Source organism: Pantoea sp. y20, from assembly GCF_054903455.1.
In genome coordinates this window covers 3,025,651-3,043,254 of the sequence record NZ_CM142816.1, presented here as the reverse complement: position 1 = coordinate 3,043,254, position 17,604 = coordinate 3,025,651, and the positions used below count along the sequence as shown (strand labels likewise).

The window sequence follows — 17,604 nt, the reverse complement described above, 5'->3', positions numbered from 1 at the left end:
CAGCAGTTCGCGCTGCTGTCATCCCGCTGTCATTTATCCGCGATGTTGCTGTCACAGTTCGCCGCTACTTTAAGCGCCAATGAGATCGATCTCATTGGCACTTTACGAGGCGAACATGTCCGATTTAATCAGCGTGGCCAAACTGGCTGGCGTTTCTCGCGCTACCGCCGCCCGCGCATTCTCTGATCCGCATCTGCTGCGAGCTGACACGCTGGAAAAGGTGTTGAGCGCCTCTGAGCAGCTCGGCTTTCGCCCCAATCACATTGCTCGCCAACTGCGTACCCAAAGTTCAACCACCTTCGGCGTGCTGCTGCCGTCGCTGCTGAATCCGATTTTCGCCCGTCAACTGCAAGCGATGGAGCGTCAGGCGCGTGCCGCCGGTTACGGTCTGCTGGTGGCAACCAGCGATTATCAGCCCGAGCGGGAAGCGGCGATGGTGGAGCACATGCTGAACCAGCGCGTTGCCGGTTTGGTTCTTACCGTCGCCGACGCCGACAACAGCGCCATCCTGCATACGCTGCATCAAGCCAGCATGCCGTTTGTCCTGACGCATAACGTGCCGCAAGCCACGCACTGGCCCGCGATTTGCGTCGATAACCGCCAGGCGATGCAGCAAGCCACCGAACACCTGCTGCAGCTCGGACATCGCCACATCGGTATGGTGGCCGGTCCCATGCTGCAATCGGATCGCGCCCGTCTGCGCTATCAGGGCTATTGCGATGCCATGCAGCAGGCCAGATTGCGCGCGCTGCCGGTACTCGAAATGCCCAGCCATACCCAATCTGATTTCGCGCTGCTGCAGCCGCAGTTGAGTGGCGACACGCCGCTCAGCGCGGTGATCTGCACCAACGATCTGCTCGCCATCAGCCTGATTGGTGCGGCGGCGCGCGCCGGAGTGCGCATTCCGCAGCAGCTGTCGGTAATGGGTTTTGATGGCATCGATATCGGCGAGCAGATCGCGCCGTCGCTGGCGAGCGTAAGCCAGCCAGCTGACATGCTCGGCGCCGGGGCGATCGACATGCTGTTACAACAAGCCAGCCACGGCACGCGCGTGCTGCCACATCGATTAAGGCTCGGGGCCAGTATCGCCGCGCCAGCAACCTCTTTTTCTTCCATTGCCACTATCAGGGAACCATCATGAAAAAAGTCACAATGATTGCCGGGGCGCTCGCACTGACCGCCGGTTCGCTGTTCAGTTCGCTGGCGCAGGCCGCCGATACGGCGATTTGCTACAACTGTCCTCCCGAATGGGCGGACTGGGGAACCCAGCTTAACGCCATTGCTAAAGACACTGGCATTCAGGTGCCGCAGGACAATAAAAACTCCGGCCAGGCGCTGGCGCAGCTGGTGGCGGAGCAGGGTAATCCGGTGGCAGATGTGGTGTATTACGGCGTCAGTTTTGGCATCCAGGCGGATAGCGCCGGTGTCATCAGCGCCTATAAGCCCGCGCATTGGGACGAGATCCCAGCGGGAATGAAAGATCCCGACGGCAAATGGGTGGCGCTGCACTCAGGCACCATGGGCTTTATGGTTAACCTTGATGCGCTGGGCGGCGCGCCCGTGCCGCAATCCTGGGACGATCTGCTGAAGCCTGAATACAAAGGCATGATTGGCTACCTCGATCCGGCTAGCGCCTTTGTCGGTTACGTGGCGGCCGTAGCGGTCAACCAGGCGAAGGGCGGCAACATGCAGGACTTCACACCCGCGCTGGCATGGTTCAAAAAACTCCAGGCTAACCAGCCGATCGTACCGAAGCAGACCGCCTACGCGCGCCTGATCTCCGGTGAGATTCCGATCCTGCTCGACTACGACTTCAACGCCTATCGCGCCAAATATAAAGATCACGCCAATGTCGCCTTTGTGATCCCGAAAGAGGGCACGGTTACGGTGCCGTACGTCATCAGCCTGGTGAAGAACGCGCCGCACGCAGACAACGGCAAGAAAGTGATCGACTACGTATTGTCGGATAAAGGTCAGGCGATTTGGGCCAATGCCTTCCTGCGTCCGGTACGCACCTCGGCGATGTCCGCTGACGCTAAGAAATTCTTCCTGCCAGACAGCGATTATGCGCGTGCGCAAACCGTGAACTATCAGCAGATGGCCGATGCGCAGAAGGCCTTCTCGGCGACATACCTGAGCGAGATGCGTTAATGTCGATGGCTGACACGCTGGCGGCCTCGCGCCGCCAGATACCGACGCAACCGGGCAGCCGCTGGTTGTGGCTGACGCTGCCCGCGCTGCTGTTCTTTTGCGCTTTCTGGCTGCTGCCGTTTGCCCGCCTGCTGCAAATCGGCATGCAGAACGATCGCAGCACCCAGCACAGCGGTTACTGGACGGTGATCACGCAGCCGCACTATCTGCTGAGCCTGCTGAACACCGTGCTGCTGTCGCTGGCGGTGACGCTGGTGACGTTACTCATCGCCGCTATCGTCGGCTGCTTTCTGGCGCGCCAGCGCTTTGCCGGCCGCGGCACCTTGCTGGCGTTGCTGACCTTTCCGCTGGCGTTTCCCGGCGTGGTGGTGGGTTTTCTAGTGGTGATGCTGGCTGGACGTCAGGGATTGCTGGCGCAAATCAGCATGAGTTTGCTGCATGAACGCTGGACGCTGGCCTATTCGCTGGCGGGTCTGTTTATCGGTTACCTCTATTTCTCGCTGCCGCGCGCCATCGTCACGCTGGTAGCAGCCAGTGAAAAACTCGATCGCTCGCTGGAAGAAGCAGCTCGTTCGCTCGGCGCCAGCCAGTGGCGCATCACCTGGGATGTGATTGTGCCCGGCCTGCAACCGGCGCTGCTCTCCACCGGCGCGCTGTGCTTCGCTACCAGCATGGGCGCTTTTGGCACCGCCTTTACGCTCGGCACCGATTTGGCGGTGCTACCGCTGACCATTTACGGCGAGTTCACCAACTACGCCAACTTCGCCACCGCCGCCGCGCTGTCAGTGTTGATGGGCGGATTCGCCTGGCTGGCGCTGATGCTGGCGCGCCGTCTGGCGCAGGCTAAGGAGGCGCAATCATGAAACGTCGTGGACTGTTTAGCCTGCAACTGCTGATCACCGCCATCACCGCGCTGTTTATGATCGTGCCGGTGGTGCTGTCGATGCTGGCGGGCGTCACCAATAACTATTTCATCGGCCTGCGCAGCGGCTTCACGCTGAAGTGGGTGGAGCAAGTGTGGCAGATGTACGCCGATACTTTCTGGCTGTCGCTGCTGATCGCGCTGTTCTGCCTGCTGGTTACCTTGGTGATTGGCGTTCCCGCTGCGTGGGGATTGCTGAAAGCGCCGGGCCGCTGGGCGGCGCGTATTGAAGAGTGCTTGATGCTGCCGGTGGCGCTGCCCGGTCTGGCAACAGCGCTTGGCATCATTCTGCTCTACGGCCAGTTTTCCGGCCTGCGTGATAGCTGGCTGTTCATCCTGATTGGTCACGTGCTGTTTACCTTGCCGTTTATGATGCGGCCGGTGCTGGCGGTGATGCAGGCGGTGGATATGCCGCGCCTGGAAGAAGCATCGGCCAGCCTCGGCGCCAGCTTGTGGCAGCGCTTATTTACCGTGGTGGTGCCGAACTGCCGCAACGGCATTCTTGCTGGCGCGTTTATGGTGATCACGCTGTCGGTGGGGGAATTCAACATTACATGGATGCTGCACACGCCGCTGACCAAAACCTTGCCGGTTGGCCTTGCCGACAGCTATGCCTCAATGCGGCTGGAAGTGGGTTCCGCCTACACGCTGATTTTCATTCTGATGATTCTGCCGCTGCTGCTGATGCTCAATGCCGTGAATCACTGGCTTAACCGCGCGGTTTCGCGCCAACACAAGGAGGCAGCATGAACCCTGCGGCCGTTACCGTGACGCTGCGCGGCTGCGCACGTCATTTTAATCATCATCAGGCGCTGCAACCGCTCGATCTCACAGTGCATGCCGGCGAAACGCTGGTGCTGCTGGGGCCGTCCGGCTGCGGCAAAACCACCACGCTGCGCATTATCAGCGGGCTGGAGAGCTGCGATGTCGGCGGCGAAGTGTGGTTTGACGATCGCAACGTTACCGCCTTACCGATTGAAAAACGCAACGTCGGCATGGTGTTCCAGAACTACGCGCTGTTTCCGAATCTCAATGTGGCCGGGAACGTAGCGTACGGCCTGAAAGTGCAGGGCGTGGCGCGTGCCGAACGGGAAGCGCGCGTACAGGAGATGCTGGCGCTGGTGGATCTCACCGCGCTGGCGCAGCGTAGCATCGACAAACTCTCCGGCGGCCAGAAGCAGCGTGTGGCGCTGGCGCGCGCGTTAGCCGCGCGGCCCAAAGTGCTGCTGTTTGATGAGCCGCTGGCGGCGCTGGATGCGCGCCTGCGCGATCGTCTGCGTCTGGAGATCGGCGCGCTACTGAAGAAGCTGGCGATCACCGCCGTTTACGTAACGCACGATCAGCAGGAAGCGATGGCGCTCGGTGACCGTATTGCGGTGATGGAGCAGGGACGTTTGGTGCAGATCGATACGCCGCAGAAAATTTATCAGCATCCGGCGTCAAAATTTGTCGCCGATTTTGTGGGCGCGATTAACTGCGTGGATGTGGATACGCGCGGCCATCCGCAGCGCTTTTGCCGCCCGGAAGATGTGCTGCTGGCCAGCGATGAGCGTTATCCGCGCCAGGGTTTTATTGTTGCCAGCACTTTTCTGGGCGCGTCGCAGCGGTTGATGATCGACATCGGACTGGCGACGCCCATTCAGGTGGATCGCCACGCGCGTGAAGCCTGGCATGCCGGACAAGCGGTGAGCTGGACGCTGGCGCAGGACGCCGCGCTGCAGTTTTCTTGATTGGCCCGGTCGCCATAAATGGCGACCGCCGCGCTTAAACATCCAAAGGAAAAAATTCGTGTCTGAAGCAATGACGCTCATCGCGCAAATCAGCGATTTACACATCAAGGCCAACGGCCGTTTATCCTACAAAAAAGTCGACACTCAAGCCGCGCTACTGCGGGTGATTGAGACGCTAAACCGCCTTGCGCCGCGCCCCGACATGGTGGTGATGACCGGCGATCTGGTCGATTTCGGCACCGCGGCAGAGTATCAAACGTTAAAGCAGGCGCTGCGCCAACTGCAGCTGCCGTTTCTGCTGATGCCGGGCAACCACGACGATCGCCAGGCGCTGCGTGCGGCGTTTCCGGATCATCACTATCTGCAGCACGGAGCAACCCTAAACTGGCAGATGCAGGTGAAAGGCGTGCAGCTGCTGGCGCTCGATTCCAGCGTGCCACAGCAGCCGTGGGGCTATGTGGATGAAGCGCAGTTGCGCTGGCTTGATGAGCAGTTGCAGCGCCAGCCGCAGTTGCCGACGCTGGTGATGCTGCATCATCCGCCGTTTCTTTGTGGCATCGAACAAATGGATAACCAGCCGCTGCGCAATCCGGCGGCGCTGGCGGCGATTATTCAGCGCCATCCACAGGTGGAACGCGTGCTGAGCGGTCATCTGCACCGCTCGGTGCAGGCGCGTTTTGCCGGTACGCTGGCGTGCGTGGCGCCGGGCGTATCGCATCAGGTGGCGTTTGATCTCGCGGAAAATGCACCGGCGAATTTTATGCTGGAGCCGCCCGGCTTTCTGCTGCATCGCTGGCATGCGCAGCAGGGCATGAGCACGCATTTGTGTGCTATCGGCGATTATCCCGGTCCGTGGCCGTTTTACGATGCCAACGGTTTGATCGATTAGCACCAGCGCAGAGAAAGAATTGTGTGTGGCTGACAGGATGCTTCGTGCTCAATTTGCGTTGTGGGTGTACAATCGCCCGTTAGCTCACCAGGGCAAGTGCATCCAACTATAACAAGACTGTCAGGCACACATATCGATGAATCTATTCACTAAGGTCGGTGCGCTATGCTAACGCGCCTGCGGCCAAAAACTGACCTGCGCACGCTGATCGCGCTGTTGGCGATCACCAGCATCGTCATCACACTTGCCAACACGCTGTACGCCACCTGGCGCGTGCAACGTATGGTCCTGATCGAAAGCACCCTCGAAGCCAATCGCGCTTACGCCACTAAACTGGCGGCGACGACGGAGGTCTTCTTTCAGCTGGCTCAGTCGCAGCTGCACTACAGCGCGACGCAGCTGGGCAATGATTTTGATGATGCCGATTTAGCGCAGCAGGAAGTCAATCGCCTGCGTGAGCAAACTAATAGCTTTAACTCGGTGGCGGTGGTGGACAGCAACGGCATCGTGAAAGCCATTTCACCCGAATCGCTGATGCTGAAAGGCATGCAGCTCACCAGCCAGGCTTCGCGTGAAGCGCTGGCGCAGCGTCAGCCGATGGTCAGCAAACCCAGCATCTCCGCCGCCAATAATTTGATTGTGTTTGTCTCCTGGCCGATCTGGAGCAAAGACGGACGTTACCTTGGCTACGTCGGCGGCACCATCTATCTGAAGAAGAAAAGCATCCTTAATGCACTGCTCGGCGAGCAGTTCTATCGCGATGGCACACATGTTTACGTGCTGGATCGCAATAATCAGGTGCTGTACCACCAGAATACCCAGCTGATTGGTAAAAGCGTGCCGGGCATCGTTAGCGATCGCCAGCGCGAGGAGAAAACCAACGGTGAAGTGCAACTGACGGAAGAGAACGTGCCTAAGCTGGCCGGTTACGCTATCGTGCCCACCACCGGCTGGATGGTGGTGGCGTTGAAACCCACCGATGTGACGCTGGCGCCGCTCACCGGCTTGCTGCTGAAAGTGTTGAAAAACTCGGTGCCATTTGCGCTGCTGACCTTGCTGGTGGCGGTGATTCTGGCGCGTCTGATTGCGCTGCCGCTGTGGCAACTGGCGCGCAAGGCCAGCCAGATGGATTCCCAGGGCGTGTCGAACGAGATTGGCGGCATTCGCGCCTGGTATTTCGAAGCGGCGCAGGTCAAACGCGCGCTGCTCACCGGTATTGGTTTAGTGCAGGATAAGATTGGTCGCCTGAAATCGGAAGTGCAGAGCGATCCCATGACCAATCTGCTTAACCGTCGAGGCCTGAGCGCGGTGCTCGACTACTTCGCCACCATGCGCCAACCGTTCTCGGTGCTGGCGCTGGATATCGATCACTTCAAACGGGTCAACGATACCTTCGGTCATGACGTCGGCGATGAGGTGATTAAACATGTGGCGCGAACCTTACGCAGCAGCGCCCGTCAAACCGATGTGGTGTGCCGTAACGGCGGGGAAGAGTTCCTGATGTTGCTGCCTGCGACGTCGGTGGAAGACGCACGCATTCTGGCCGAGCGCGTGCGCATCAGCATTGCAGAAAACTGGATTGATCAGGTTGGCAATGTCACGCTGTCGGTGGGCATTGCCGACTGGCAGCCGGAAAGTGGTTCGCAGGAGCAGAGCCTCAAGCAGGCCGATGCCGCGCTTTATCAGGCGAAAAATGCCGGACGCAACTGCGTGATGATCTCCGGTCAGGATGCGTTGGTCAGCAGCATTACGCATTAACGCTCCGGGTGCGGCCTGCGCACCCGTTTACCTCAGGCTGACTTCAGATAATCCAGCACGATGTCGTGGTGATTGGAGGTTTTGAAATCGTCGAACACTTTCTCAACTTTGCCGTTGGCATCAATCAGGAAGCTGATGCGGTGAATGCCGTCATAGGTTTTGCCCATAAAGGTTTTCTCGCCCCAGACGCCAAACTGCTCGCACACCTGATGATCTTCATCCGATAACAGCGTGAAGTTCAGCAGCTCTTTATCGGCAAAGCGTGACAGCTTCTCCGCTTTGTCGGTGCTGATACCCAGCACAACAACGCCCTCAGTTTTCAACTCATCCATGTTGTCGCGCAGACCGCAAGCCTGCACGGTGCAACCCGGCGTCATGGCTTTCGGATAGAAATAGACCAGAACGCGCTGTCCCTGGAAGTCGGCCAAATTTACTTGTTCGCCGTCCTGATCGGGCAAACTAAATTTCGGTGCGGTATCACCGGCTTTCAGTGGATTCATCACAACTCTCCATTTTTTTACATGCTGTGGGTAATACACCATCAAGAGCAAAAGTGCCAGGTGGTGTTTACCGTCAGGGTTATTTCACCACACGGTTTGCCGCAGCGGCAGAGTGTGTGGCGAAATAACCCGGAGCCTGATTAAACGGTGCTGTTAGCATCGTCGGTGACACTATAAAGACGAATTGAGCCTTGTGCATGCAGTTCTTCGCACAGCTGATTGAAAGCCTGCTCGATGGGCGCACTGAACTGATTGGCCGGGCTGTGCGCCGTTATTTGAATATAGAGCGTCGGTGCCACGCCATCCTGCGCCGGTTTAATTCTGGACACCAGTTCGGCAATGTTCATCTGATGTTTATCGAAAAGATCGGTGAAGCGCTCAATGATATGCGGTGAATCTGGCACTTCAATCTGCACCCATACGGTGGCGGGCATCGGTGGCGTGGCGCGCGCATTGGTGCGCTTCATTACAATCAGCAACTCCAGCTCGGCACCTTTCATCGGCAGCGTTGATTCAATCAGGGTTATCGCGTTCCAGCTACCGGACAGCAGCATAATAAAAGTGAACTCATCGCCCAGCATCGCTAAACGGCTGTCCTCGATATTGCAGCCGCAGCTGCTAACGTGACGGGTGATGGTATTGACGATACCCGGACGATCAACGCCCAGTGCGGTGATCACCAGATGGTGAGGCTGTGACTGCGACAAAATGGCATTTCCTGTACGTTCGCTAATAACTATAAGGTAAACATAAAAAAAACTGCTGACAAGCGCGGGAATGGCGTGGCTCGCTTGCTTTTCTTTCAATGTAAAACGTAACATGAGGCACTTGTTTGTCGAGGGGATAGCCCATGTTCACCGGAAGTATTGTTGCGCTCATTACGCCAATGAATGAAAAAGGTAATGTCTGCCGCGAAAGTTTGAAAAAACTGATTGATTATCATGTTGCCAGCGGCACCGCGGCGATTGTTTCTGTTGGCACCACCGGCGAATCTGCCACGCTCAGCCATGACGAGCACGGTGATGTGGTTATGCAAACCCTGGAACTGGCGGATGGCCGTATTCCGGTTATCGCCGGCACCGGCGCAAATGCCACGGCTGAAGGCATCTCTCTGACCAAACGCTTTACCGGCAGCGGTGTGGTGGGCTGTTTAACGGTCACGCCTTATTACAACCGTCCGACGCAGGAAGGTCTGTTCCAGCACTTTAAAGCTATTGCGGAAAGTACCGATCTGCCGCAGATGCTGTATAACGTTCCTTCGCGTACCGGTTGCGACATGCTGCCGGAAACCGTCGCGCGTCTGGCCGAAATTAAAAATATTATCGGAATCAAAGAGGCCACCGGGAACTTATCGCGTGTCTCACAGATCCAAGAGCTGGTTAATGATGAGTTCATCATCGTCAGCGGCGATGACGCTACGGCGCTGGACTCCATGCAACTGGGCGGCAAAGGCGTAATTTCGGTCACGGCTAACATTGCAGCGCGTGAAATGGTTGAACTCTGTGCCTTAGCGCAACAGGGCAAATTCGCCGAAGCGCGTCGCCTGAATCAGCGTCTGATGCACCTGCACCAGACGCTTTTCTGTGAACCCAATCCAATCCCGGTGAAATGGGCAGCAAAACAGCTAGGATTAATCGCGGATGACACGCTGCGCTTGCCAATGACGCCACTGACCGAAGCCGGTCAGACGAAAACGGCGCAAGCGCTGATTAAAGCAGGTCTGCGATAATTTAGGGAGAATCAATGAGTTATTCAGTTAAGCGCTCGACGCTGGCAACGGTAGTGGGCCTTTCCACCCTGATGCTGCTCACAGCGTGTTCCAACGATCAGCGTTATAAGCGCCAGGTCAGCGGGGATGAATCTTACCTGCAGGCGCCTGAGCTGCATGATTTAAAAGCACCCGCGGGCATGATTCTGCCGTTGCAGAATGGCGATTACGATGTTCCGCACAGCGTGGCGAAAGGCGCGGTTGGCAAAGAGCTGGATATTCGTCCGCCAGCCCAGCCGCTGGCGCTGCTGAACGGCACGCGTGCGCAGTTCACCGGTAACACGGGCGTGCTGGCCGTGGAAAGCAGCCGCGGTTCTATCTGGTCGCAGGTTGTGGGTGTGATTCAGTCTTACAAGTTCCCGATTGCCCAGCGTGATGACGCTTCGCAACAGCTGACCACCGATTGGGTGCAGTGGAACCGTGCTGACGAAGATAACCAGTATCGCGGTCGCTATCAGATCAGCGTGCAGAATCAGAGCTATCAGCAAGTGCTGACCGTACGTTTGCTGGAACTGCAGCAGTCTGGTCAAGCCGTTACTTCTCCGGCACAGATTCAACGCTATACCGGCCAGATGTTGAACGACATCAGCACCGGTCTGGATAAAGTTGATTCTGCCAGCCAGGATGCGGCGGCCAACCGTGCCACCGGACAGATTGATGTGCAGAGCGGCGCGGATGACACCGGTTTACCGCTGTTGATTCTGCGCGCACCGTTTAACGTCACCTGGCAGCGTTTGCCTGCGGCGCTGAAACGCGTGGGCATGGAAATCACAGATGACAACCGTTCGCAGGGCAGCCTGAAAGTGACCTACAAACAGCCGGGCAGCGGCGTGTGGGATCAGATTGGCGCCAAAGATCCAGAACTGCCAAACGGCGATTACAAGTTGCAGGTTGGCGATCTGGATAACCGCAGCAGTCTGCAGTTCATCGATCCGAAAGGTCACGTGCTAACCCAGGCGCAGAACGACGCGCTGGTGCAGGTGATTCAAGGCGCGCTGAAATAAATTGCCAAAGGGCCGGAGATTTCCGGCCTTTTTGTTTTGATTTGGCATATACACAAATCCTTCAAGCTGCAGATGCGTTGGCTGCTCTCGTTCACCCGAATCACTTACTTGAGTAAGCTCATCGGGATTCATTCGTTTGCCGCCTTCCTGCATCTCGAATGATTTTGTGTATAATAGCGCCCGGCGAAGTAAACGATTGCGTCACGCAATCGGCGCGCGGTGAAACACCGCTGAACACGGGTTCTTTCATGTTTGGAGTTAACAAGATGCAAAAGCGAGCTGAGTTGTATCGCGGTAAAGCGAAAACCGTATACAGCACCGATAATCCGGATCTGCTGGTACTTGAATTCCGCAACGATACGTCAGCAGGAGACGGTGCACGAATCGAGCAGTTTGATCGCAAAGGAATGGTAAACAACAAGTTTAACCATTTCATCATGACCAAATTGCAGGAAGCGGGCATTCCGACCCAGATGGAAGCGCTGCTGTCAGATAACGAAGCGCTGGTGAAAAAGCTGGAGATGGTGCCGGTGGAGTGCGTGGTGCGCAACCGAGCGGCAGGATCGCTGGTAAAACGTCTGGGTGTGGAAGAGGGCATTGTGCTCAATCCACCGCTGTTTGATCTCTTCCTGAAAGATGACGCCAAACACGACCCGATGGTCAACGAATCCTATTGCGAAACCTTCGGCTGGGTGAGCAAAGCGAATCTGGCACGCATGCAAGAGCTGACCTTCAAAGCCAATGATGTGCTGAGTAAACTGTTTGATGACGCAGGTTTGATCCTGGTCGACTTCAAGCTGGAGTTTGGTCTGTTCAACGGCGAAGTGGTGCTGGGTGATGAGTTCTCGCCAGATGGCGCGCGTCTGTGGGACAAAAACACCATGGATAAAATGGACAAAGACCGTTTCCGTCAGAGCCTTGGCGGCCTGGTTGAAGCGTACGAAGAAGTTGCACAGCGTTTGGGTGTGAAGCTGGATTAAGTCCTGTTTGCACCGGCCCGTAGCGGCGCGATTTATCGCGCTCTATTACGGTCGGTGCACCTTCCAGACATTGCGCGATAAATCGCGCCGCTACAAATTCCTTCCTCCTTTATCACACCATTTCTCTCATTCTTACCGTGCTGTCACTACAACACTGGTGCTTACCGCTGCCGCCAACTAAAATCATGCCAAACATGTTTAAAGGAGTTAGACCATGCGCTGGCAAGGGCGTCGTGAAAGCGACAATGTAGAAGATCGACGCAATGATTCACCTGGCCTTGGCGGCGGCGGGGGACGGCAAATCCGCATTCCACGCGGCAAAGGCGGCCTTATCTTGCTGGTGGTGGTCGCTGTTGCCGGCTATTACGGCTACGACCTCACCGCGTTATTGGAAGGCGGCGGCAGTGTCGCGCCAACGTCGCAGCAGCGTCAGGTAAACACCGCGCAGAGTAACGAAGATGCCAAATTCACCTCGGTGATTCTGGCGACCACCGAAGATACCTGGAGCAAGCTGTTCCAGCAGATGAACAAACAGTATGTGCCGCCGAAGCTGGTGATGTATCGCGGGGCAACGCGTACCAACTGCGGTACTGGCCAATCGGCGATGGGACCGTTTTACTGTCCTGCCGATCAAACTGTGTATATCGATTTGTCATTCTACGATGACATGAAAACCAAACTCGGCGCCGGTGGCGACTTTGCGCAAGGCTACGTGATTGCGCATGAAGTGGGGCATCACGTACAAAAGCTGCTGGGCATTGAGCCAAAAGTGCGTCAGATGCAGCAGGGCGCGAGCCAGGCGCAGGCGAATCAGCTGTCGGTGAAAATGGAGCTGCAGGCGGATTGCTTCGCCGGCGTTTGGGGCCATTACATGGAGCAGCAAAACGTTCTGGAAGTGGGCGATCTGCAGGAAGCACTCAACGCGGCTGAAGCGATTGGCGACGATCGTCTGCAGCAGAAAGGTCAGGGCCGCGTAGTGCCGGATAGCTTCACCCATGGCACCTCTCAGCAGCGTTACACCTGGCTGAAACGCGGTTTCGATAGCGGCGATCCTGGCCAGTGCAACACCTTCGCTAGCAAGTGATCTCCCTGGTTGAACAAACGGCGGCGATGCAGCGTGCAGGCATTCGCCGCCTTTGCGTGATAGCGGGTGATGCGGAGTGGGCGCAGCAGCAGGCCACAGGTTGGCACACCGCGCTGCCCGGCGACTGGCTGACGGTGAGCGACAGCACCGATTTCTCGCACGCCGTTGCGCCCGCGGCTTTACGCACCTTGCTGGGGCGTGAATTCCAGCATGCGATATTTGATGCCCGCCGCGGTTTTCACGCCGAAGCTTTTGCAGCACTGGCCGGAACCTTACGCGCGGGCAGCTGGTTATTGCTGTTAACGCCTGATTGGGAAAGCTGGCCCAGGCAGACCGATGCCGACAGCTTGCGCTGGGCGGATGTCGCTGAACCGATCGCCACGCCGCACTTTATCCACCATCTGCAATCCCTGATGCGGCAAGACGCGCAGGTGATGTTGCAACGTCAGCATCAAGCGGTGCGTTATCCGGTGGAAACGCATCTGCCCGACTGGCGCTGTCAGGTACCGCAGCAGCAGGCGCGAATCCTTGAACAGCTTGAAGCGATGCCGCCGGGCGTGGCAGTGATCACCGCCGCGCGCGGTCGCGGCAAATCGGCGTTGGCCGGCATGCTGGCGCAGCGCAACCAACACTGTTTAGTCACGGCACCGGCCAAAGTCTCCACGGCGGTGCTGGCAGAATTCGCTGGTGAGCATTTCAGTTTCATGGCTCCCGATGCCGTTCTCGCGCAGGAAGCGACGCCTCAGGCGCAGTGGCTGATTGTCGATGAAGCGGCCGCCATTCCCGCGCCCATCCTGCAACAGCTGGTGCAACGTTTCCCGCGCGTGCTGCTTATCACCACCGTGCAAGGTTATGAAGGCACCGGACGCGGCTTTATGCTGCGCTTCTGCGCCACCTTGCCGGATGTGCGCCTCTTCCAGCTCGACGAGCCGTTGCGCTGGTCGCCGAACGATCCGCTGGAGCAGTGGCTCAGCCAGGCGTTGCTGTTTGAAGATGCGCAGGAGAGCCGCGCAAGCGGTGAGATCGCCATTTACCCGGCCACACCGGACCACAACATAACGGCGCTGGAAGCGGGCTATCGCCTGCTTGCCAGTGCGCACTATCGCACTTCGCCACTGGATTTACGGCGCATGCTGGATGCGCCCGGCATGCGTTTTTGGTTGGCGGGTGCAGCCGAACAGGTAACCGGCGCGTTGTGGCTGGTGGAAGAGGGCGGATTGGATCAGCCATTGGCTGACGCGGTGTGGGCCGGTCATCGTCGGCCGCGTGGCAATCTGGTGGCGCAATCGCTGGCGGCCCATGCCGGTTTCGCGCAGGCGGCAACGCTGCGCTCACTGCGCATTAGCCGGATTGCGGTGCAGGCGTCACAGCGTCAGCGTGGGATCGGCAAAGCGCTGGTGGCCACCGCACGACAGCAGGCGCAGAACTGTGATTATCTCTCGGTGAGTTTTGGCTACACCGAATCTTTGTGGCGCTTCTGGCGCGCCTGCGGTTTTACGCTGGTGCGGATTGGCTCGCAGCGCGAAGCCAGCAGCGGCTGCTATGCCGCGATGGCGCTGCTGGCAATCTCTGCGGCAGGTGAAGCGCTACAACAGCAGGCAGCGCAGCGCCTGGCGCGTGATTGGCTGTGGCTGCAAGCGATTATAGATTTACCGTTAACGCTGGTAAGCGATGCCAGCCAGCAGCTAAACGAGGATGACTGGGCGCTGCTGGCCGGCTTTGCCTGGGCGCAGCGCCCGTTCGAAGCCAGCTACGCGGCGCTACAGCGGCTGGTGCGCCAGTCTCCTTCACCGTTGTTGAATGCCATCCTGCTGCAAAAACAGACGCTAACCGATGCCGCGCAACATGCCGGTCTCAGCGGTCGTAAAGCCTTGATAAACCAGCTGCGATCGGAAGCTGGCGCAGCACTGATTCGCCTCAATCCCGACGCGGCGCAGCGGCTGCGTTCATTGCAATAAATCCATTATCTCGTTCAAATTTTCCCGATATCTCTGTGCCAGCAGCGGCGTATAGTGATTTGAGGAGGATCTTATGGCACTACGATATGTAATTGTTCAGCAACCCAGCAGTGCAGCACAGCTGTTTCTGCTGTATCACGGCATCAACGACAACCCGGATTCGATGGCGCAGATTGGTAGCTGGTTCGCGAAAGCGTTCCCGCAAGCGCTGGTGGTGTCGGTCGGAGCACCTTACGCGGGCAGCGTGCCGCAAGGACGTCAGTGGTTTGCCGATATTCCGCCGCACGATCGTTCGGAACAGCAGGGCGTGGATGCGATCATGCCTGAGTTCGTGGCATCGGTGCGTCACTGGCAGCAAGAGAGCGGCGTGCGTGCCGAAGCCACGGCGCTGGTGGGCTTTTCCCAGGGCGGCATTATGGTGCTGGAAGGCATGAAAGCGCAGCCGGATTTGGCGGGACGCGCGATTGTGTTCAGCGGCCGCTATGCCACGTTGCCGTTGCGGGCCAGCACGCGTAACACCATTCATCTGATTCATGGCGATTACGACGAACAGATCCCGCTGCAGCACGCTGAAGAGGCGAAGCAACGTCTGATTTCGTTGGGCGGCGATGTCACGCTGGATGTGGTGGAAGATTTACCGCACGCGATTAACGATCGCAGCATGGAGCTGGCGCTGAATCATCTGCGTTATACCGTGCCGCGTCGTTACTTCGATGAGGCGCTAAGCGGTGCGAAGCCGGGCGATGATGATGTGGTGATGATGATGTAGCAGGATGCGTAACGGCGCGAGTTATCGCGCCGTTCGCGATATGACGATTATTTCTTTTTCGGCCAGTCGTCCTCGTCATCCCATTTATCGTTGAAATCACGATGCGGCGGTAACGTCGGTTTGTTGTCCATGAATTTTTTATGGTCGATACGTTTTAGGTCTTTGTAAACGTTCATCAAAATACCAACCATCAGCAGGATCACCAGGATCCACCAGTACTCTTTAATGAATTCCATCCCCTTTCTCCTTTCGCGCTTAGGCGATCAGCTGTTCCATGATGCGCTGATACATACGGCTCAGCATCTGCAAATCTGACGCTTTCACGCACTCATTGATCTTATGAATGGTGGCGTTCACCGGGCCCAGTTCCACCACCTGCGCACCCATGCGCGCAATGAAGCGCCCATCGGAGGTGCCGCCGGTAGTCAGCAACTGCGGCTTAATTTCATTATAGTGCGCCACAGCGTTCACCACGGCATCCACCAGCTTACCGCGTGATGTCAGGAATGGCTGGCCGGAAACATTCCACTCCAGCGTATAGCGCAGCTTATGACGATCAAGCAGCTCCGCCACGCGATCTTTAATCATCTGATCGGTCAACTGCGTGCTGAAACGGAAGTTGAACTGCACAAAGAATTCGCCAGGAATTACGTTGTTGCTGCCGGTTCCGGCCTGCACGTTGGCGATCTGCATGCTGGTCGGTGGGAAGAATTCGTTGCCTTCATCCCACACGGTTTCTACCAGCTCATTCAGCGCCGGCATGGCGCGATGCACCGGATTATCCGCCAGATGCGGATAGGCTACGTGGCCCTGCACGCCGTGAAGGGTGAGATTCGCGGTCATCGAGCCGCGACGGCCATTCTTCACCACGTCACCCACAATCTCGGTGCTCGATGGTTCGCCGACCAGGCAATAATCCATGCGTTCGTTGCGCGCCATCAAGCGCTCAACCACTTTCACCGTTCCGTTAACCGCGCTGGCTTCTTCATCGGAGGTAATCAGAAACGCCAGACGACCTTTATGCTGCGGATTAGCGGCCACAAAGCGTTCCGCTGCCACCACCATCGCCGCCAGCGAACCTTTCATATCGGCGGCACCGCGGCCAAACAGCATGCCGTCGCGGATGCTGGGTTCAAACGGCGGGCTGATCCAGCGGTTGGCGTCGCCCGGCGGCACCACATCGGTATGACCGGCAAACGCCAGCGTTTCGCCCTGGCCGCGCGTCGCCCAAAAGTTCAGCGTATCGCCAATGTGCATTGGCTCAACCGTGAAGCCGATGGCTTCCAGACGCGCAATCAGCAGCGCCTGACAACCGGCATCATCCGGGCTGAGTGACGGGCGACGGATAAGCTGCTGAGCCAGCTCAATAACCGGACAGAACATGTTATGACTTCTCCTGGATAAAGGCGGAATAAAGGGAATCTTTGAAGCCGACCAGCAGATCGCCATTCGGCGCGGCTAACACCGGACGCTTGATGATGGCAGGCTGCGCCAGCATCACCGCTTTGGCGCTGGCGGCATCGTTTACCGCGTCGCGTTCGGCTTCCGGCAGCTTGCGCCACGTGGTACCGCGCGTATTCAGCAGCGCCTCATAACCGAGTTGATCGATAAACGATTGCAGCAGCGCGTCGTCAATGCCCTCCACGCGATAGTCGTGAAAACAGTAGTCGATACCGGAAGACGCTAAATAGTTGCGTGCTTTTTTAATCGTGTCGCAATTTTTAATTCCGTACATCACCCACTGCGCTGTCATCGCTTATTCCCGTTGAGTAAAAAATAAAGCGCGAGTTTACCACAGCGCTCTAAGGGCTGTGAGCGCTGACGGTGAAAGCCGGCCTTATTCACCCATTTTTCATGACCCTTAAGCCGTTATAAATTTTATTACTTAGGGCCAGGAAGCGCTTTCACTTACGCACTTAATAATTGCCTGCGATATCATTAAGCCACTAAGGATTATCCTAAATGCAGATTTCTGCTACCCGATTTAAGTCAGCCATTTTTCCTGCCGCATTATAGAGTTGCTGAAATGTGCGTCAGTACGCAATTTCAAAAGATTGAAGCTTTTCTACGCTTTTGCCGATAGTGATAACA

Annotated in this window: 18 protein-coding genes; 13 read left to right on the top strand and 5 right to left on the bottom strand. The window is 57.4% G+C overall.

What is annotated here, in order from left to right; all coding sequences use genetic code 11:
* Positions 1 to 115 precede the first annotated feature (115 nt).
* From ACYAC5_RS14205 to ACYAC5_RS14175, 7 genes are all read left to right on the top strand, one after another.
* A complete protein-coding gene (locus tag ACYAC5_RS14205) occupies positions 116 to 1,141 on the top strand; it encodes a substrate-binding domain-containing protein (RefSeq protein ID WP_462061932.1) in 1,026 nt (341 codons plus the stop codon).
* Positions 1,138 to 2,151, top strand: coding sequence for an ABC transporter substrate-binding protein (locus ACYAC5_RS14200; protein WP_462061930.1), 1,014 nt, complete (start codon positions 1,138 to 1,140; stop codon positions 2,149 to 2,151). The genes ACYAC5_RS14205 and ACYAC5_RS14200 overlap by 4 nt, the downstream gene beginning before the upstream one ends.
* Positions 2,151 to 3,014 (top strand): ABC transporter permease, encoded by an 864-nt coding sequence (locus ACYAC5_RS14195; RefSeq protein ID WP_462061929.1) that lies wholly within the window; start codon positions 2,151 to 2,153, stop codon positions 3,012 to 3,014. The genes ACYAC5_RS14200 and ACYAC5_RS14195 overlap by 1 nt, the downstream gene beginning before the upstream one ends.
* Positions 3,011 to 3,823, top strand: coding sequence for an ABC transporter permease (locus tag ACYAC5_RS14190; protein WP_462061928.1), 813 nt, complete (start codon positions 3,011 to 3,013; stop codon positions 3,821 to 3,823). The genes ACYAC5_RS14195 and ACYAC5_RS14190 overlap by 4 nt, the downstream gene beginning before the upstream one ends.
* Complete coding sequence (locus tag ACYAC5_RS14185; RefSeq protein WP_110866491.1) at positions 3,820 to 4,803, top strand: ABC transporter ATP-binding protein; 984 nt, start codon at positions 3,820 to 3,822, stop codon at positions 4,801 to 4,803. Before ACYAC5_RS14190 ends, ACYAC5_RS14185 begins: the two co-directional genes overlap by 4 nt.
* A 70-nt stretch (positions 4,804 to 4,873) precedes the next feature.
* The gene (locus ACYAC5_RS14180; RefSeq protein ID WP_462062981.1) at positions 4,874 to 5,692 is read left to right on the top strand and encodes a phosphodiesterase; all 819 of its coding nucleotides are present in this window, start codon (positions 4,874 to 4,876) and stop codon (positions 5,690 to 5,692) included.
* Between the two features lie 165 nt (positions 5,693 to 5,857).
* Positions 5,858 to 7,450 carry a sensor domain-containing diguanylate cyclase gene (locus ACYAC5_RS14175; RefSeq protein WP_101763522.1) on the top strand — a complete coding sequence of 531 codons (1,593 nt, stop codon included), beginning with the start codon at positions 5,858 to 5,860 and terminating at the stop codon, positions 7,448 to 7,450.
* Between the two features lie 32 nt (positions 7,451 to 7,482).
* Here ACYAC5_RS14175 and bcp read toward each other — a convergent pair whose 3' ends face one another.
* On the bottom strand, positions 7,483 to 7,950 hold the full coding sequence (gene bcp / locus ACYAC5_RS14170; protein WP_101763523.1) for a thioredoxin-dependent thiol peroxidase: 468 nt from the start codon (positions 7,948 to 7,950) through the stop codon (positions 7,483 to 7,485).
* Positions 7,951 to 8,090: 140 nt separating this feature from the next.
* On the bottom strand, positions 8,091 to 8,657 hold the full coding sequence (locus ACYAC5_RS14165) for a glycine cleavage system transcriptional repressor (protein WP_101763524.1): 567 nt from the start codon (positions 8,655 to 8,657) through the stop codon (positions 8,091 to 8,093).
* A gap of 143 nt (positions 8,658 to 8,800) precedes the next feature.
* Between ACYAC5_RS14165 and dapA the strand changes: the two genes are divergently transcribed.
* The 6 genes from dapA (at position 8,801) to ypfH (ending at position 15,513) form a co-directional block, all read left to right on the top strand.
* Complete coding sequence (dapA, locus tag ACYAC5_RS14160; RefSeq protein WP_101763525.1) at positions 8,801 to 9,679, top strand: 4-hydroxy-tetrahydrodipicolinate synthase; 879 nt, start codon at positions 8,801 to 8,803, stop codon at positions 9,677 to 9,679.
* A gap of 14 nt (positions 9,680 to 9,693) precedes the next feature.
* A complete protein-coding gene (gene bamC, locus ACYAC5_RS14155) occupies positions 9,694 to 10,722 on the top strand; it encodes an outer membrane protein assembly factor BamC (RefSeq protein WP_101763526.1) in 1,029 nt (342 codons plus the stop codon).
* A 266-nt stretch (positions 10,723 to 10,988) separates the two neighbouring features.
* On the top strand, positions 10,989 to 11,702 hold the full coding sequence (gene purC, locus ACYAC5_RS14150) for a phosphoribosylaminoimidazolesuccinocarboxamide synthase (protein ID WP_007884822.1): 714 nt from the start codon (positions 10,989 to 10,991) through the stop codon (positions 11,700 to 11,702).
* A gap of 214 nt (positions 11,703 to 11,916) precedes the next feature.
* Positions 11,917 to 12,786: a KPN_02809 family neutral zinc metallopeptidase gene (ypfJ, locus tag ACYAC5_RS14145; protein ID WP_110866495.1), complete on the top strand. Its 870-nt coding sequence runs from the start codon at positions 11,917 to 11,919 to the stop codon at positions 12,784 to 12,786.
* 26 nt (positions 12,787 to 12,812) lie between these two features.
* A complete protein-coding gene (locus ACYAC5_RS14140) occupies positions 12,813 to 14,744 on the top strand; it encodes a tRNA(Met) cytidine acetyltransferase TmcA (protein WP_277973950.1) in 1,932 nt (643 codons plus the stop codon).
* A gap of 73 nt (positions 14,745 to 14,817) precedes the next feature.
* Positions 14,818 to 15,513: an esterase gene (gene ypfH, locus ACYAC5_RS14135; RefSeq protein WP_101763528.1), complete on the top strand. Its 696-nt coding sequence runs from the start codon at positions 14,818 to 14,820 to the stop codon at positions 15,511 to 15,513.
* Positions 15,514 to 15,560: 47 nt separating this feature from the next.
* Here ypfH and ACYAC5_RS14130 read toward each other — a convergent pair whose 3' ends face one another.
* The 3 genes from ACYAC5_RS14130 to ACYAC5_RS14120 are packed head-to-tail and all read right to left on the bottom strand — an operon-like array spanning position 15,561 to position 17,266.
* A complete protein-coding gene (locus ACYAC5_RS14130; RefSeq protein WP_277973949.1) occupies positions 15,561 to 15,749 on the bottom strand; it encodes a YpfN family protein in 189 nt (62 codons plus the stop codon).
* A gap of 19 nt (positions 15,750 to 15,768) precedes the next feature.
* The gene (dapE, locus tag ACYAC5_RS14125; RefSeq protein WP_277973948.1) at positions 15,769 to 16,896 is read right to left on the bottom strand and encodes a succinyl-diaminopimelate desuccinylase; all 1,128 of its coding nucleotides are present in this window, start codon (positions 16,894 to 16,896) and stop codon (positions 15,769 to 15,771) included.
* Between the two features lies 1 nt (position 16,897).
* A complete protein-coding gene (locus ACYAC5_RS14120) occupies positions 16,898 to 17,266 on the bottom strand; it encodes an ArsC family reductase (protein ID WP_101763530.1) in 369 nt (122 codons plus the stop codon).
* Positions 17,267 to 17,604 lie beyond the last annotated feature (338 nt).

What these genes read in the sequence shown, in the direction of transcription:
- ACYAC5_RS14130 (WP_277973949.1), bottom strand. Translation starts at nt 15,749, where the DNA reads ATGGAATTCATTAAAGAGTACTGGTGGATCCTGGTGATCCTGCTGATG.
- ACYAC5_RS14195 (WP_462061929.1), top strand. Translation starts at nt 2,151, where the DNA reads ATGTCGATGGCTGACACGCTGGCGGCCTCGCGCCGCCAGATACCGACG.
- ypfJ (WP_110866495.1), top strand. Translation starts at nt 11,917, where the DNA reads ATGCGCTGGCAAGGGCGTCGTGAAAGCGACAATGTAGAAGATCGACGC.
- purC (WP_007884822.1), top strand. Translation starts at nt 10,989, where the DNA reads ATGCAAAAGCGAGCTGAGTTGTATCGCGGTAAAGCGAAAACCGTATAC.
- ACYAC5_RS14140 (WP_277973950.1), top strand. Translation starts at nt 12,813, where the DNA reads ATGCAGCGTGCAGGCATTCGCCGCCTTTGCGTGATAGCGGGTGATGCG.
- ACYAC5_RS14185 (WP_110866491.1), top strand. Translation starts at nt 3,820, where the DNA reads ATGAACCCTGCGGCCGTTACCGTGACGCTGCGCGGCTGCGCACGTCAT.
- bcp (WP_101763523.1), bottom strand. Translation starts at nt 7,950, where the DNA reads ATGAATCCACTGAAAGCCGGTGATACCGCACCGAAATTTAGTTTGCCC.
- ACYAC5_RS14120 (WP_101763530.1), bottom strand. Translation starts at nt 17,266, where the DNA reads ATGACAGCGCAGTGGGTGATGTACGGAATTAAAAATTGCGACACGATT.
- ypfH (WP_101763528.1), top strand. Translation starts at nt 14,818, where the DNA reads ATGGCACTACGATATGTAATTGTTCAGCAACCCAGCAGTGCAGCACAG.
- dapA (WP_101763525.1), top strand. Translation starts at nt 8,801, where the DNA reads ATGTTCACCGGAAGTATTGTTGCGCTCATTACGCCAATGAATGAAAAA.
- ACYAC5_RS14180 (WP_462062981.1), top strand. Translation starts at nt 4,874, where the DNA reads ATGACGCTCATCGCGCAAATCAGCGATTTACACATCAAGGCCAACGGC.
- bamC (WP_101763526.1), top strand. Translation starts at nt 9,694, where the DNA reads ATGAGTTATTCAGTTAAGCGCTCGACGCTGGCAACGGTAGTGGGCCTT.
- ACYAC5_RS14175 (WP_101763522.1), top strand. Translation starts at nt 5,858, where the DNA reads ATGCTAACGCGCCTGCGGCCAAAAACTGACCTGCGCACGCTGATCGCG.
- ACYAC5_RS14190 (WP_462061928.1), top strand. Translation starts at nt 3,011, where the DNA reads ATGAAACGTCGTGGACTGTTTAGCCTGCAACTGCTGATCACCGCCATC.
- ACYAC5_RS14200 (WP_462061930.1), top strand. Translation starts at nt 1,138, where the DNA reads ATGAAAAAAGTCACAATGATTGCCGGGGCGCTCGCACTGACCGCCGGT.
- ACYAC5_RS14205 (WP_462061932.1), top strand. Translation starts at nt 116, where the DNA reads ATGTCCGATTTAATCAGCGTGGCCAAACTGGCTGGCGTTTCTCGCGCT.
- dapE (WP_277973948.1), bottom strand. Translation starts at nt 16,896, where the DNA reads ATGTTCTGTCCGGTTATTGAGCTGGCTCAGCAGCTTATCCGTCGCCCG.